Raw genomic sequence first — 16,755 nt, forward strand, 5'->3', positions numbered from 1 at the left:
AGAACGTCAGGAAACAAAGCGCGGAGGTAATTTCAATGCGTGGCATGCGGCACGCATCATAGTATGCGCATCAACTTTGGCACCAGACCAAATCTCAAGTGAACGACCCCCCTGATGCACCAGCATAGAAAGTCCATTCGCAGCCTCAAGGCCCCGCTCACGAGCCTCTTGCAGTAAACGAGTCGTGTCAGGATTATAAATCATATCATACACGACCCAATTGTTAGCAAGCATAGCAACATCGAAGGGGGCAGGATCTGTATCTTTCAGCCCCAACGAAGTGGCATTCACCAAAATACCATGTTCTGGCAGATCCGTGGGTGGCTCGCTAAGCGCAAAGGCTTGCACGCAATCGCCTCCCGGCATAGCCTCGACAACACGTATCAATTGCTGCAAGCGCTCCACACTGCGATTGCCAATATACAGACGATGACAGCCCTCCAACACGCATTGCACGGCTGCCGCACGAGCGGCACCACCTGAGCCCAGAAGTATGACATTAGCTCCTTTGAGCGAGACCCCAAGATCGGCTTGCAAAGCTTGTTTGAGGCCGTAGCCATCGGTATTAAATCCATTATATCCGTGCTCCCCCCAGACCAATGTATTGACAGCCCCCATACGCTCACCGTCAGGCGAAACGCCGGCAATTAAATCCATGGCCTGAACTTTATGAGGAATCGTTAGATTCAAGCCCAGAAAATTACGCTTAAAAAATAAAGGTATCGCAGTTGCAAAATCCTCTGGAGCAATATCGAAGCGATAGTAAGTCCAGTCATTGAAACGTGAATCAGCCTGACGCATTTTAGCGATAGCCGCATTGTGCATGGCAGGACTTACTGAATGCTGAATCGGGTGCCCGATGACTGCCAGTGAAGTGCCCTCGAACTCTTGGGTATCAAGGTCTGCTAAAGTGTAGGTAAATTCAGTCAAAACTAAAATAGAGTTAAAACAGCGGCTACCGCGAAGGCGAAGAAAGCAATCTATGCAGGTGCCGGAGCTTCTTCTCCAGCAAGACTCCCCTTATCATCATCTTCCTTGTTCACTTTCTTAGGCTTATCATCACTGCCCTCATCCTCTTCAGGTTCCTCAGCAACTATCTCACGCTTAACAATGGGTGAACGCATTTCACCGTGCTCAATGATCTCAAGCACATGAACACCGTCAATCGTTTCGTGTTCGAGTAAGGACTCAGCAATCACATTCAGCGCATGCCGCTTATCATTAATAATTTCAAGTGCTCGGGCATATTGTTGCTGAATCATATCCCTCACAATTTGGTCAATTTTCTGAGCGGTTTCTTCACTATAGTTCTTCGCACTCACACCGCCATGCCCCATATAGCCACCACTCTGATTCTCTCCCAAAGCGACCATACCAAGTTCTGACATGCCCCAATCGCACACCATATGCCGGGCCGTGCGACTTGCCATACTAATATCGCCCGAGGCACCACTAGTGATATCCCCTAAGACAATCTCTTCAGCGGCGCGGCCACCCAAGGTGCAGCAAATATCATCGATCAGACGACGCTTTGAATGATTCAACGTATCCTTCTTAGGCATGAACATGGTAGAGCCAAGACTTTGCCCCCGTGGAATGATCGTCACCTTATGAACCGGCATATGCCCGTCATCCAGGACCCCCTTAATCAAGGCATGCCCCGCTTCATGATAGGCAATAATCTTGCGATCTTCCTCGTCCATCAATTTGCGGCGTTCGCGTCCAAAAGAAATCTTATCACGCGCCTCATCAATATCGTTCATCTCGACGGCTTTCTTATTATAACGCGCAGCAATGAGCGCCCCCTCATTTAAGAGGTTGGCTAGATCGGCCCCAGAAAACCCCGGAGTATTACGGGCGACGTGCTCGAGATTCACCTCTTCAGAAAGTGCAATTTTCTTAGCATGCACCTGCAAGATTTCACGACGTCCATTCAAATCCGGCAAATCGATCGTGACCTGACGGTCGAAACGCCCCGGCCGCAGTAGTGCATTATCCAAAACATCAGGACGATTGGTTGCGGCGATAATAATCACACCCTCATGACCGTCAAAGCCGTCCATTTCAACCAATAGCGAGTTCAAGGTTTGCTCCCGCTCATCATTACCACCTCCCACGCCAGATCCGCGCTGACGGCCCACTGCATCAATTTCGTCAATGAAAACAATACAAGGAGCATTCTTGCGGCCTTGTTCAAACATATCACGCACGCGTGCGGCACCGACCCCAACGAACATCTCTACAAAATCAGAACCACTGATGGAGAAGAAAGGAACCTCGGCCTCGCCCGCTACAGCCTTAGCCAAGAGCGTTTTACCTGTGCCCGGAGGGCCGACCATCAAGACGCCCTTAGGAATGCGCCCGCCGATACGCTGAAATTTCTTAGGATCTTTAAGGAAATCAACCACTTCAGAAACCTCTTCTTTGGCCTCATCACAACCAGCAACATCCTTAAAATTAATCGACCCCTTCTCACGAGTTAACATCTTAGCCTTGCTTTTGCCAAAATTCATTGCGCCCTTGCCAGCACTTTTCAACTGACGCACGAAGAGGAAATAAAGTAATCCAATAATTAAGAGGAAGGGCAGGAAGCTAATCAACACATCCTGTAAGCCAGTACTCGCACGTTTTTCCGTAAGCACTTCACGCACCAGTAAAAAATCATCCTCAGTCAAGCGCCCGCGAGCGGAAAAGCGAATCTTAGCAGGCAATTCTTCACCAGTCGTCATGCCATCTGATGTATGCAGCAGTGCGGGGTTAGTCATTTCACCGCTAATGACATACCCGTCGCGACCATACGAGGGTTCGGGCTCCATGACGCCATCGCCTTCAGCGATGTGCCCCGCTTTAACAGCCACAACGAGCTCGCTGATGGTCAATTGCTTGACATTGGTTCCGGTGCCAGGATTGGCGAACCAAATCGTTAAAATAGCAGCAACGATGACCAGATAGACGAGCAACACCTTAGGCTGAAAGCGCTGAGGTGAGCCGTTATTACCGGGTTCGTTCTTTTTTGGCTTGTTGTTCTCTGATGACATGAATGGGTCAAAGTGGTTTTCTTGATTGGTAAGTCAACCTAAGAGCCGTCTTCGTTGCAGAGTGAATTTTATAGCTCTCTGCGGGGGGAAATCCCGGCACCCAGATGATTTCCTCGGAGGCGTTAAGGACAAGCGGAAGAATTTTTCGTTCCTCGAATGGAATCCTTCGGTCAATAAACCAGTCTTTTAGCTTTTTACGCCCTGGCGCCCCCAACGGATGGAAGCGATCCCCCGGCTGCCAGGCACGTAATTGAAAAGTGCTCTCGTCATCATAATGGATCACCGCTTCGATCCGCGGGTTGACTCCTCCGGATTCCACCCATTGCCGCAGTTCTGGGCTCAACTCCACGACTTCAGCCTCAATAAAAGCGCCAGTTGAAAGTAAAACTGGCTCACTCAGCTCTAAAATCGCAGGTTGCAGAGCCGATCGCTCCTGAAACAGGTCCTGATGCTCCCACTTGAGCACTTCCGAATCCACAACTAAATAGTGCGCACCCGCGCTCATGCGATAATCTGTGCGTTCGCTCCGTAAAGTTTCGATCAATATATCCATGGCCGGCGCCCCCACAGAACCAATTAACCCGTGCCCATTCAGCCATTCAGTCAGCGCACGCCGCAGCAAGGCAACTGGAACAGCACACAATAAAGCGCGCGGCAACTCCTGCGCATGTGTATATGCCTGCGGCAAATAATGACGCGCCAACAAGTCTAAAGCTGCGGCATCTTCTTCCAGCAAACGACGACTACGCGCAGCTCCCACTACAGGATCACGCCCCAGGGCTTCGGCCAAATCAGGAATAATTTCCTGTCGCAAGGCATTGCGCGCAATACTAACATCCTCATTGGAACGATCCTCGCGCCAAATTGTAGAGGTTGCATGCAGGGCCATGCGAATATCTCCTGCCCTCAGATGCAACAAGGGGCGCAGGTGCGTGGGTTGCCCCTCAAACACGGCAACTGGACGGGGAGCTGCAAGTCCATCTGAGCCACAGCCTCGTGCCATACGCTGTAACTGAGTTTCTAAAATATCATCGAGCTGATGACCAAATAAAATATAGCGACAGTGCTGCCTTTGGGCTGCTTTACGCAAAAAGTCCAATCGCAGTGCACGCGCGGTGGTCTCGGTAAAAGCAGCTTCATAGTCCGGTCGATAATCACATAAGAAGGGTACATCAAAGGCCTCAGCCAATGACTCCACAAACGCCGCATCCGCATCTGAATCTTCCTCACGCCAACGATGATTATAGTGAGCAACATGCAAATTCAAACCAAGCTCCTCGGCGCATGCCACCAAAATACAGAGCATGAACACCGAATCAGCCCCTCCGGAGCAAGCAACCAAGACCGGACCGGCCCCTTGAAGGTGCCCCCGGGTCGATGGCTCAATCGACGCATCACCAAATCGCCGTTGCAGAGCGACAGCATGGGATGGCCAATCAATCAATTGCGAAGTATTTGACATGACAGCAACTCACAAAAGAGAACGATCGATCCGGATGCGAGATTTTGCTGCGACGAAATGACTGATTTTTACGGATTGATCCACTCGCCAATCTCACACCTGCCTCCGAGCGCAGGTATGCTCAGAATACGGTAATAATGAGTGCCCGCCATCAGCAACTTAAGTCGCCAGATAAGTATGCCCACGCAACAGCTCCGCATACTCATCCAACATGCGAGTCCCCTCTCGAGGCTTAATTTCATCCGCCTTTGTAGCGCGATCGATCTGCTTCTTCATCAAACGCGTAAGAATATGACCATCATACTGAGTAAAACCAATCACATCATTAACTGTGAAGCCCTTAATACTATCCTCGATATAGAAACCGTCCTCTTCATCATCTTCCAGAAAAACGTGCACTTCATTCACACGGCCAAAAAGATTGTGCAGATCGCCCATAATATCCTGATAAGCTCCCACTAAGAAGACCCCCAGGTAATACGGATCCTTAGCTTTCAACTCATGTAGCCGAATCGTGTGCCGTATGTCTTCAACATCCGTAAAACTAGAGACCTTCCCCTCACTATCACAGGTAATGTCCACCAAGGTCGCATCCACATCCGGAGACTCATTCAGACGATGCAACGGAGCAATAGGAAAGAGCTGTTTACAGGCCCAATGATCAATCAGAGACTGAAAGACAGAGAAGTTACAAACGTACTGTTCCGCCATCATTTGAGGCAGACTTTCCAACTCTTCAGGCGTATAACTACTATGCTTAGCCTGCTCGCACAGCTGCTGACAAATCGCCCAATAAGTCGAATCAGCCTGAGCGCGCTCCGCGAGGTCCAAATAGCCCAAACTAAAGAGATGATTGGCCTCCTCCTTCTTCTGAACAGCATCGTGATAGCGCTCTAATGGCGTGGAACCATGCTCATTATCCAGATTTGCCTGCAAATCACGCAGGACCGGATTGAGTTTTTTACGCTTCGGCGCAGGTTTGGGAGGCACTGCGGTCTTAGAAATTCGATCACATACCTCAGTAATCAAAATTGAGTGCGGCGCCACAATCGCACGTCCACTCTCGGTCACGATATCGGGCACATCAATTTCAGCGTCCTGGCAAACAGTTTTAATATTATAAACGACATCCCGCGCATACTCGCGCATGGTGTAATTCATTGAACTCTCGTAATTACTACGGGAACCATCGTAATCAATCCCCAGCCCTCCCCCGACATCCATCAGTTCCATTGGGAAGCCCATTTTGGCCAATTCACAGTAAAAACGAGCCGCCTCTACAGTGGCTTTTTTAATAGTCTGAATATTCGGCACCTGGGAGCCGATGTGAAAGTGAATTAAGCGCAGACTCTCCGTTAAGCCCGCACGCTTCAGGCGCTTAGCCGCATCTATAATCTCCGGACTAGTCAGTCCAAACTTAGCATCTTCCCCCGATGAACTGGCCCACTTCCCTTCGCCAACAGTCGACAACTTAATGCGGAAACCAACACGCGGAGTCACACCCAGTTTTTTAGAAATTTGAATGATGCGCGGCACTTCGCTGAGTTGCTCAACAACCAAATAAATTTCCTTGCCCAGACGTAGGCCCTGCAGCGCCAAACGAATAAACTCATCATCCTTATAGCCATTGCAGATAATCAAAGACTTGGGGTCTTTATGCATCGCTAAAGCAATCATCAGCTCAGGCTTACTGCCGCACTCCAGCCCATAATTAAATGGCTTCCCAGCATCCTGAATCTCTTCAACGACCTCGCGCAATTGATTGACCTTTATCGGGAAAACGCCCCGGTAACGTCCTTCATATTTCTCATCCTGAATGGCTGCTCGGAAAAGCTCATTGAGTTCAATCACACGCGTATGTAACAGGTCCTGAATACGTACCGTCAATGGTGGCTTGAGTCCCTTCTGAGCAGCCTCCTTGACAATGTCATGAATACGAATACTGCGTTGATCACGCAAGGGATGCACCTGCATAAACCCCTCGGAATCCACCGAGAAATGGCCACCGCCCCATCGCTTCAAACCGTAGTAATTTTCGGAATCCGCCACCGTCCAGCGCGGCCTAATGTCTTTGTGCGAAGCTGTCATAATATGTACCGCTTAAGGGTTAGCGGATGTATCGCGCGTCTATCTACAACACGAAACAACCAATGAATGAGCTATTATATATAGCATGTAAACAAAGAGTCATGTAAGCAACATGTTCACTTACAACATGGTTACGAAGAACTTCGTTTACGAACATTAAAGCCCTCAGATCAACTCAGAATATGCTTCTGCCTGCAACAGAGCCTCAATCTGCGAAGCATCCAAAATGCGAATCTTTAAAAGCCAGCCCTCTTGGTATGGGTCACTATTTAACAACTCTGGCTCTGAATCCACGTTATCGTTTACTTCCAAAACTTCCGCGTCTAAGGGCATATACAGGTCCGAGGCAGCCTTGACACTTTCAACAACCCCAAACGTGTCCCCTGCACTAAAAGAGTCACCAACTGAAGGAAACTCGACAAAAGTAATATCGCCCAAGCTCTCTTGCGCGTAATCAGTAATGCCAACTGTGGCTGTGCCGTCCGCGTGGACCTGAATCCACTCGTGATCTTTAGTATATTGAAGGGCTTCAGGAACTTGGCTCATTAAATCGGAGGAAAATACAGCAATAAAGAAAAGCGAGACAGAAAGTCGAACAAGTGTAAATCAGATGCAAAAATTACTGAAATACCCCTAATTACTGGGCATCAAAGAAAGCAATAATTTGCTCGATGATGTATCGATGCTCCAAAGGAGTGATCTTTCCCATTTCGAGTTGCTGGTCCGCAGCCAATGCTTGCTGCGCCATGCGCTCGAAAGGATCGGCTCCAGTCGAATGAGGCACAAGACCACTCTTCATTTCAGCCTTCATAGTACCCGGCTCTAAATCTACATAGTACCCGAGGTCTTCCTGTAGGCCAAAACGCACGAAGTTTTCAGCCTTATCATTAGGCACTGGTGTAAAATACTTCACCGCAGAATTGTATCCCTCTTTTTCAAGACGAATTTCATGCGCCATCTTACGAGGCAAGGCGACCTCCATCGGAGTGATGCCCCGAGCCTCACCATTGATATAAACGCTGGCTTCGTTCGGAAAAGAAAGAATAACAACATTCTGAGGCACGCCGCGCTCAAAAGAGGCACAACCTGCGAAAAGGAAGGCGCAGAGAGAAACAGAAAATAAGGTAAGGTATGGGGAAACTTTCATGCTAATTAGCTTAATATTATAGAATTTGTGCGAAGCATATCGGCTATACTAAAATACGGTCAAGACTTTAGCATAGTTAGATATAAGAATCTCAGCACACAGTTTATCTAAATAATACTTGAAACAAAATGTAAGCGCGCCATCAAGGCTACTTATTCGTGCGCTTGTAATCTACAGGTCAACCAAATGGTATGACAACAAGATGCACCCTGATAATGATATTCGCTTTCATCTTAGCCATCGCCTTTACAATTGGCATTTCCGCTCTCTGCTCGGTCTTAGAAGCCATGATCCTGAGCACCACAACTGCTGAAATCGAGGGATTAAAAAAGTCTCACCCGAAACGGGGGCAAAAGCTGGAAAAGCATAAGCTGGGCTTAGAAGAAACCAGTTCCGCGATTCTCAGCCTCAACACCATAGCCAACACCCTGGGTGCCACCATGGTCGGCGGCCTCGCCGTGCAGATGTGGCCAAGCGATCATAACATACTGCTCAAGGTTTCCAGTGCGATGGCTTTGGCAATTCTGTTTTTCTCTGAAATCATCCCTAAGAATGTGGGTGTGCTCTACCGCCCCACCTTACAACCGATCCTAATATTTCCACTGGTCTGGCTATGCGCGGTGATGACCCCCATCTCAAGCGTGGTCGGTTTTGTGGTACGCTTCACTCTGCGCCCGCAAAAAAGCACGACCGATAGCGATGAAGAAATTCTACTATTAGCAGAAAAAAGTGCGAAAGAAGGCACTCTCACAGCCAATGAGCGCGACATGATCAATAACGCACTCAGTCTGGATGAATTACTCGTCAATCAAATCATGACCCCGCGCACCGTCGCCTACGTGATCGATGGACAGGAAACGATCGCGGCATTACTGGAAAAAAGTAAGGACATCCCTTTTGCTCGTATCCCGATCTATGAAGAGCACACAGACAATATTACCGGTATTGTGCGCCGTCGGGATATATTGGGCGCCATGGCTGAAGGGCAACAAAGCCGTCAGATTAAGGAACTGGCGAACGAGGCAATCTTCGTGCCAGACAATGCCACCGCCTCTGATGCCCTACAGACGTTTCTGAAAAACCATCAGCAACTTGGAATCGCAGTTGATGAGTTTGGATCAATGTCGGGGGTAATCACGATGGAAGATGTTATTGAGCATATAATTGGCCAGGAAATTTTTGAAGACGATGATCCGGCAGTCGATATGCGTGAACTCGCCCGCCGACGTCAATTCGCAGAAAAGCGCAAACAACGCCGGGATCATTAGCCGGTTTTCACGCGCTCCAAATGTTCAATATAACGCATTAAAGCTCCTTTAAGGTCTTCCAACATCACTGGTTTTGTCACAAAATCATCCATTCCAGCATCCCGGCAAGCCTCTCGTGTCTCGCCCAAGGCATTCGCGGTTAAGGCAATAATATAAGGCTGAACCGCCACTGGCAGTTCTTCTCGAATCTCGTATGTAGCGGCAATGCCATCCAGCTCAGGCATTTGCAAATCCATAAAAATCAATTCAAACCCATCTGATTTCATTAGATCGACTGCCTCACGACCATTTCTGGCCCATTTTGCCGTCAAGTCCAAGCGCTCGAGAATTTTTGTGGTTAGCTTATAATTCGTCGGATCATCTTCCGCGACTAATATACGTGGAGCTATTTTAAATTCCAACGCAGCGCGATCTAACGAGACTCGACGCACATTTAAACAGTCCGTCTCTGAGGGCACAGCATCTGCAATAAATAAGGTGAAGCAACTCCCCACCCCAAACTCACTCTCGACAGTGATTTCACCGCCCAGCATTTCCACCAAACGACGGCTAATTGCGAGCCCCAGCCCGGTCCCACCATATTTACGAGTCGTCGACGAATCTGCCTGTGTGAACGCAAGAAAAACATCGTCGATCTTATCTTCAGGAATTCCAATTCCAGTATCGCGCACTGATACGTAATGCCGCCCCTGCCCACCCACATCACTGCCCGGCGTCGACCAAGCTCTAATATGGATTTCTCCACTGGCAGTGAACTTCACCGCATTACTAATCAAATTATTCAGAACTTGCTGTAATCGGGTGCGATCAGAATAGATCTCATCGGGCACAGAATGATCGATGTCCACAGAAAGTGCCACTTGATTTCGCTCTGCACTCAGCTTAAAGATACCTGCAACCTCTTGCACAACTTCCTCGAGGCAAACAGGTTCAAGCTCTAATTGTACCTTACCTGCCTCAATTTTCGACAAGTCCAAAATATCATTAATCAGCTCCAGCAAGATATTACCAGAACTCCGAATCGAATCCAAATCTCCACGTTGCTCTGCATCCAAATCTGTATCCTGCAACATCTCACTGAATCCTATAATAGAATTTAAGGGCGTCCGAATCTCATGACTCATCGTTGCTAAGAAGGCACTCTTCGCCATATTCGCTTCCTGCGCCGCATCGGCCAACTTGCGGGAACGCACTGTCGCCAGCTGCAGCTCCCTGGTTCGCTTACGAACCTTTTCCTCAACCTCTGCATAACTACGCCTCAACTTCCCTGTCATATCATTAAACGCACGCGCTAAATCATCGAGTTCGCTCTTTCCGGTCGCAGCCACCTGTAAATTAAAATTACCACCCGCCACGGCATTGAAGCTTTTGCGCAATTGATTAATCGGTCGACTAATACTGACAGAAAACCAAATAGAGAGACTGACAGAACTAGTTAACAAGATGACCGCGGATCCCCAATAGATAAATACCAGATGCTCACTTTGTCGCTGGCTCTGCTGCTGTCCTCGTTCAATCAAGCGGTTCACCATATCGCGCAATCGTGCTCCATGATTTTCCAGTAACTCAACAGCCTCCGTTTCTGCCTTGGCAGCCACAATAAATTCGATCGAAACCGCACTCAGCCCTTGAGAAATATCATACAACAATTCTCGATAGGCCTCTTCCTCTGGCAGCTCGACTTCGTCAAGTAAACCCAAAAATTTCGAAATTGCCTCGCTATAGGCCACCTGTGCAATGCGAAAATTCGCTTGAAAACGACTCAAATCATTCTGCAATAGCAAATCACGGTCGATCACACTCACAGCCCGATTCAACCACCCCCACAACTGGCCATTCATCAGTAATAGATCATCCATTAACAGATGTGCCTGTTCAAAACCTTTGCCGGTGCCCAAGCCTTCGTGCTGCTCCATCAATCGCTCCTGCACCTGCTGATTCATCGCACCAAACCGAACGACATCCTCACGCACCTGTTGGTCCAACTCGGATAAAAAGTCCTTACTGGCAACTAAGCCGGAAAACACTTCGCTAAATTCATTCACACGCTCCAACATACCATTCACGAAAATGGACTCTACCTGATCCCCTTCCGCCAGAACTTGAGTAAGCGCCCGCGTCGTCGCCGCAAGTGAATCCCTTACATAGGAAGCCCCGGTCAGGCGTTCCTGATATATACGATGACCAATCACCACATTCGAGATCTCACGCGAAACGACGTGAAGCAAATTCAGCCTACGCTCCTGATGTTGCACCTCATCCATTACATAGCGACTGAGCCCTAGAAAAACAGCAAAGAGCAGTATAGCTCCTGCTAAGGCAATCGCGATCTTAGTTGAGATTCTCATAGTATTTCGGGAGCATGTTCAGACACTTCCTCAATCAGAATCGCCTGCCCACCTGACATCTTAGAAATTCGTATGACCGTTTGCATCTGCCATGGCAAGCCATCTTCCATACCTCCATTGACCCGAATCATTTCGACATGCTCATAAAAAGGATCCACAAAACTAAAATCAGGAAGCACTCGATACATAACTGAGGTCTCTTCAAGCGAGGCCAATCCAGCCTGTCGAATACAGGCAAGCATGAATTCCAAGGCATATAATTTAACCTCCGCCTCATGATTCCAGGTGCCCGCAAGGTCTAGGTAGCGTGCCTTAAGTTCTTTAAAATACGCGCTACGCCCCTCATCCACACAGGGTCCCCCCATGAAATACACGTCATCGCTAGCCGCTCCAATCTTAGCGAATAAATCCGGCACTTGAGAATTCTGCGTCGCAATCACCCCCAAATAACCACCTTGACGCAAATGATCCACCAATATGATACATGCCTCTGGTGGGCAACCGGCAAGCAGTATCGCCTCCGGATCAGCCGCCACGATGCGCTTTACTTTCCGACGCAAATTTTCCAAGTTTAAATCCAAATCAAAGGTCTCTTCCGAAACATCAAAACTAGAAAACGGCACTAAGGCCAGCCCCGCATCGATCGCCAAATTCTCCGCAATTTCTTTCTGCCGGATGCCTTCTTCGGTACCATAAGCCATCACTAATACTGATTGTATATGCCTGATCTCACGTAGATGTTTTAGCAAAATAGGTAAGCTTTGCTCTGGTAAAGGTACCCCCAACACCCCGAGACTATTCGCGCTCTGAATCACTTGGTCGAAACCATAGTGCACATAAAAAACACCGCTGCCATCCAGCACACGAGCAGCTGCAGTCACAGTGCTGTCTCCCAGCGGGCCAATCACATAATTCACACCATCCGTGGTTAAATCGTGCGCGACCGAAGTCGCTTTGGAAGCATTAAAAGCATCGTCTACAATGATCAGTTCAATCTTGACGCGTTGCCCCTGCACCAAAAAGCCTCCTCTATCGTTATAATAATCCGCTATGACTTGCGCACAACGTACAGTCGCCAAGCCCCAAGGTCGCGCAGGGCCCCTTAAAGAAGCAATGACACCCACCCTCAACACTGGTTCTTCATCTGCCAATTGTGGGCGACAGCCGGAAAACCCACTCACCCAAAATACTGCAATGAATAGCAAAAGTAGCGAATGCATCAGACGGCTCATTCTTGCAAATAGAGGATGATACGATCGTGCACCAAAAAGGCAAAATCCAAGCGCCCATCCCCATTTAAGTCAGCCGTCACCGTCTCGCGCGGCTCTAGCTTGCCTCCGGTGCGCCCCTGATAGTGCATATTTTGCTCAAAAATCTCCCAAAACATTTGGCTACGCACGCCGAGCTCACTTCCGCGTAGGATTTCTACAACATGCTCGTTACCATCTACAGCGACCAAATCCTGATAACCATCAGTATTAAAATCTGCCTCAACCACATGACTGAAATAAACGTCTTCGAGGTCAGTTTCATAGCGGGTGCCAACTTCACGCTCCCAGCTATCTGCACTCGCAGCATAATACCAGAAACGATCATCACCATAGAGTAAGTACGCCTGCGAATGCTCTGCTCCATCACCAAATTTCGTCCAACCTGAAAGCGCGATGGAGCCAGCAGCTTCCGTGTGGCGGTATCGCAGAACGCCATCTTCATCACGACTCAGAAATTGTAACTCGCCTTCCTTAGGCACATAGAACACTAGGCCCTGAAGTTGGCCGTCCGAATCTAAAGAAGGAATCACCGCCGCAATAGTATCACTACTGCGGCGCGCATTAAATTGATCCACCATCTCCAGCTCTCCAGCACGATAGCGAATCGCACGCGCAAAGCCTGCACGCGCAGCTACTAACTCGTTCACGCCGTCGTCATCAACATCAATCACTGATACCTGAGAGGACGAAATATCCTTAAGTAAACTCTCTCGCACACTTGAGCGCTCACAGACAATCTCTAATGCATAGGCATCTTCACCCGATTTCGGCGCCAGTAGTATCGGCGCCTCTCTGGGAACGAAAAGCATCAATCCCGCACCACGTTCACCAAAAATATCCAGTGCACGGATACCGCTCGGCTTACGCCGACCTTCTGTCAGCTTCACCTCTTGCATGACCTCCCACTCAGAATCCATATGCTGACGGTCCATAGGACGCACGATGAGTAACTGCATCCCCTCCTTGGACTCACTAATTAATGCCAGCTCAAAGTATCCATCACCATCCAAATCAACCGCTTCGCAAACTAAAGGCTCCCCCTGTCCGATTGCGAGTAAACGAGGGAAAGAAATTCGACCGCTGGCATCATACTGACTCACCCCCAGCGTCTTTTCCTCCCGACTCAAAGCAATCAATGCATCGCGTTCGGAATCAAAGAAGCGACCAGCAGTCAATGAAGAGATTGCTGAAAATGTAGGGAAGCGCTTGGATGCCATAAAACGTCCATTTTTCTTGAGGAAAATCATCAATTCCGAACCTGCAGGATTCGCAACCTGTAGATCACCTTCACCATCGCCGTTTAAATCACCAAATGCATAGCGCGCAGATTCCTGTGTTTTTTTGAATACCGAATAGATCTGAGGCTGTATCCCTTCCAATGGCATGCCAGCCACCGAATCTACTCCAGTGGTGACCTTAAAAAATTCGAGCGCCCCACTCCGCGAATCGACCGAAACAAAACCTCTCTGCGATTCCGCAGCAAGGGCAGCGTACATACGTACTGGCCGATCAAGTATAAAACGACGCTCCGCTCCAAACCCACCTGCCAGCAACTGCTCGCGCACCACCAGCGATTGTTTCCCCTCTGAAGTCACATAGCAAATTTCACCCAGACCATCTCCGGTGACGTCGACTACCTCCAAATTGAATGGGTTCTCTCCGGTGAGGAAATACACCTCAGCTTCTTGCAACTCATCGGCCTCTCCCTGAGAAAAGACGCGAACCGAATCAGCAGTGAGCAGCACTAACTCAGCCTGTCCATCACCATCCACATCAGTCACTTTTAATGTGCTTTGCCAGCCGAGTGCATCAAAGCCATCAAATTCCTGACTAGTCAACCAATCGCCCGACTCTCCCTGAAAACGAATAGTCAACGGTACATCGCGGGCGGTATAGGCAAGGTCCACTCGTCCATCACCGTTCAAATCTCCCACCCCCAAATCAAACATGGGAAAACCAATGGTAATTTTCTCTGAATCAAAGCCTGCGTCTTCTAATGCTGGTTCCCAACGATCACGCTGCAAACTGCGCTTGGTTTCCATGCGCAGATCTTCTTCATTACGCTGATAGAGCAATTCAATTTGTGCCGTATCATTATTAATAACCGCAAAATCTGAACGTCCATCTCCATCTAAATCAGCGACTTGTAAGGCGCGAGTGGACCAATCCAGTTTAATAACCTTAGGTTCACCAAAGCCAAAGTCAGGACGTCCCTGCGCAGCAAGTATGCTCCCGCAGCAACTAGTGAAAAAAAGCGCCTGCACTGTAAAACTTTTAATCATCATTTCGAATCCTCACGTGCTCGTATGAACGAACGGTTAAATAAGCCATCCTCTGCTTGGTTTGTTTCGGAAATCAAATAAAATGGCAGTGATAAGTCGCGCGGGAGCTGAGTCGTATTCAAGGACGCATCCCCCTGAGCTCCTTGACTCGCCTGAAGCAACGACTGCAACATCGGCAGTAAAAATTTTTCGAGTTCAATATAGGACCGTGCCACTGCATTGGGTTGTGCCAGATGCTCGAACATAGCCTGAGTATCCGCTAACTGCCAGAAACCATCTTCGCTGGACTCAAGACGGCTCAACACCTCCTGCAGCAAGCCCACCCGACCGACACTCAGTATCAATTCGGAGCGCGTGATCACATAGCTGATAGTTCCATTAGAGGCCCCTGCTGGTGCAGCCGTTTGAAAGGAATGAATTCTCTGTCCAGCAAACTCTTGAGTCAGAATTTGCTGGCGCAGCCCCGGAACTAAATCCTTTAATCCCTCTAAAGCTCCAGAGAGCGCTTCCGAATCTTCCAACTCGAGGACGAAAACCTGATCTGGCTCAAGAAGCCCTCCGGCCTCGCGAGCGCTCTCTGCAAGTAATGAAAGAGAAACCATTTCTCCCCCAAAATTCTCCAATACTGCTGAACGAAAATCGATTCCAGTGTTCGTGCGTAAAACCTGCAACTGAGAATCAATCTGTCCACGCAACATCGGACTCGCCGTCATCAATAAATTTTCCAACTGAGTCAACAGCTCGCCTAGATCCAAATTTGTAATTGCAGTGGATAAGACTCCATCCGGCACATAACGCGCTGCTGGCAATGGCTGCTCAGCATAGGTCATCAGGCTTAATAGACCATTCTTTTCACGATAAAGTAGGCCGCTATACAGCTCTAGCCCGGAATCCACTAAATCCCCATTAAGAAAACAAGCCCGCAGGGACTCTAAAGATAGCATTTGATTCAAGCTATCCGGGCTCAAGCCCAACATCATTGCCCCTCCTTGCATCGCTTTATCAATCAAAGCCTCATTCAAAGGAGGCAGGATTGTCTCCAAATTAACATACAACTCGAGATCTCCCCGACCAGCTTCCTCACGCGAACGAATATAGGCGTCGCGATCTCCTAATGCAGCATCTGGCTCGAGTTTAATTGCCTCCACAGCAGCTCTCAATCGGTGTTCAGGAGTGGCCAGAACAAAAATACCGTCAACCAAAGCGTAACCATCCTCAATATAGCTGTTCTCTCCATCAAAGGCCTCATCGAAATAAAGGGTCTCTCCCATAAAAGACTCTTCGATCATGGTATGCTCAATTAAAGGATTTATCTTTTGCTGGCTCTCTGCATTTCGCTCAAATTGTACCTGCATCAACTGCTCAAGCTGTTCAAAGTCTCCGGAATACTCCGCCATGAAAATCAGCTCAGGCCGTTCCGCCTGTTTCAGCATGAGTTCTGGAGCATTATAGCAAGCCAGTGACACCTGCCCAGGAAACAACTCGAACAAAGCATCCACGGTTAAACCAAACTCAAGCTCTAAGACATCCCTAAAGCTTTCCTCCTCCGTCTCGCCAGCCTCTTGTCGCAGCTGCATAATTAAATTTAAAACCTCCTGCAAATCAGAATCTTCCGCCGCTTGCACAAAAGGATGCGTGTCCCATCCTGCATGCATATCAGCCAAGCTGCGCACAGCAATATAGAGATCTGCATCTGCTTCAGTCAATTGGTTCAAAGGCGTGGCTGACAATGTCACTGCTGTCGCCACCAAGCAATATGCGGTCCAGATTTGTTGAATACCCATGTCTAATATCTAATATAAAATGTCTGTGTCGATAAAGAAGACCGAGATTTCGATCAGAGTTCCCATT

At 48.6% G+C, this 16,755-nt stretch carries 11 protein-coding genes; 1 reads left to right on the forward strand and 10 read right to left on the reverse strand.

The window, feature by feature from the left end:
- Positions 1-6 precede the first annotated feature (6 nt).
- The 6 genes from aroE to QEH59_RS03375 all read right to left on the reverse strand — a co-directional run bounded on the left by aroE (position 7) and on the right by QEH59_RS03375 (position 7,735).
- The gene (aroE, locus tag QEH59_RS03350) at positions 7-930 is read right to left on the reverse strand and encodes a shikimate dehydrogenase (RefSeq protein ID WP_308983942.1); all 924 of its coding nucleotides are present in this window, start codon (positions 928-930) and stop codon (positions 7-9) included.
- Positions 931-980: 50 nt separating this feature from the next.
- Positions 981-3,038, reverse strand: a complete 2,058-nt coding sequence (ftsH, locus tag QEH59_RS03355; RefSeq protein WP_308983943.1) for an ATP-dependent zinc metalloprotease FtsH — start codon at positions 3,036-3,038, stop codon at positions 981-983.
- A gap of 7 nt (positions 3,039-3,045) precedes the next feature.
- A complete protein-coding gene (gene tilS, locus QEH59_RS03360; protein WP_308983944.1) occupies positions 3,046-4,500 on the reverse strand; it encodes a tRNA lysidine(34) synthetase TilS in 1,455 nt (484 codons plus the stop codon).
- 159 nt (positions 4,501-4,659) lie between these two features.
- A complete protein-coding gene (gene speA / locus QEH59_RS03365) occupies positions 4,660-6,588 on the reverse strand; it encodes a biosynthetic arginine decarboxylase (protein WP_308983945.1) in 1,929 nt (642 codons plus the stop codon).
- 165 nt (positions 6,589-6,753) lie between these two features.
- The gene (gcvH, locus tag QEH59_RS03370) at positions 6,754-7,134 is read right to left on the reverse strand and encodes a glycine cleavage system protein GcvH (RefSeq protein WP_308983946.1); all 381 of its coding nucleotides are present in this window, start codon (positions 7,132-7,134) and stop codon (positions 6,754-6,756) included.
- 91 nt (positions 7,135-7,225) lie between these two features.
- Complete coding sequence (locus QEH59_RS03375; RefSeq protein WP_308983947.1) at positions 7,226-7,735, reverse strand: PEGA domain-containing protein; 510 nt, start codon at positions 7,733-7,735, stop codon at positions 7,226-7,228.
- Positions 7,736-7,950: 215 nt separating this feature from the next.
- Between QEH59_RS03375 and QEH59_RS03380 the strand changes: the two genes are divergently transcribed.
- The gene (locus QEH59_RS03380; RefSeq protein ID WP_308983948.1) at positions 7,951-9,003 is read left to right on the forward strand and encodes a hemolysin family protein; all 1,053 of its coding nucleotides are present in this window, start codon (positions 7,951-7,953) and stop codon (positions 9,001-9,003) included.
- Here the strand turns inward: QEH59_RS03380 and QEH59_RS03385 are convergent.
- From QEH59_RS03385 to QEH59_RS03400, 4 genes are read right to left on the reverse strand one after another with little or no spacing between them, the layout of a single operon-like run.
- Entirely contained in the window at positions 9,000-11,351 is a 2,352-nt protein-coding gene (locus tag QEH59_RS03385) for an ATP-binding protein (RefSeq protein WP_308983949.1), read from the reverse strand. The genes QEH59_RS03380 and QEH59_RS03385 overlap by 4 nt on opposite strands.
- Positions 11,348-12,571, reverse strand: a complete 1,224-nt coding sequence (locus QEH59_RS03390; protein WP_308983950.1) for an ABC transporter substrate-binding protein — start codon at positions 12,569-12,571, stop codon at positions 11,348-11,350. Before QEH59_RS03390 ends, QEH59_RS03385 begins: the two co-directional genes overlap by 4 nt.
- 8 nt (positions 12,572-12,579) lie before the next feature.
- Positions 12,580-14,907 (reverse strand): FG-GAP repeat domain-containing protein, encoded by a 2,328-nt coding sequence (locus QEH59_RS03395; protein WP_308983951.1) that lies wholly within the window; start codon positions 14,905-14,907, stop codon positions 12,580-12,582.
- Positions 14,904-16,688 carry a DUF3352 domain-containing protein gene (locus QEH59_RS03400; protein ID WP_308983952.1) on the reverse strand — a complete coding sequence of 595 codons (1,785 nt, stop codon included), beginning with the start codon at positions 16,686-16,688 and terminating at the stop codon, positions 14,904-14,906. The genes QEH59_RS03395 and QEH59_RS03400 overlap by 4 nt, the downstream gene beginning before the upstream one ends.
- Positions 16,689-16,755: the final 67 nt, after the last annotated feature.

Origin of the sequence: Thalassobacterium sedimentorum (assembly GCF_031127905.1) — a bacterium.
Taxonomy (GTDB): Bacteria; Verrucomicrobiota; Verrucomicrobiia; order Opitutales; family Coraliomargaritaceae; genus Thalassobacterium; species Thalassobacterium sedimentorum.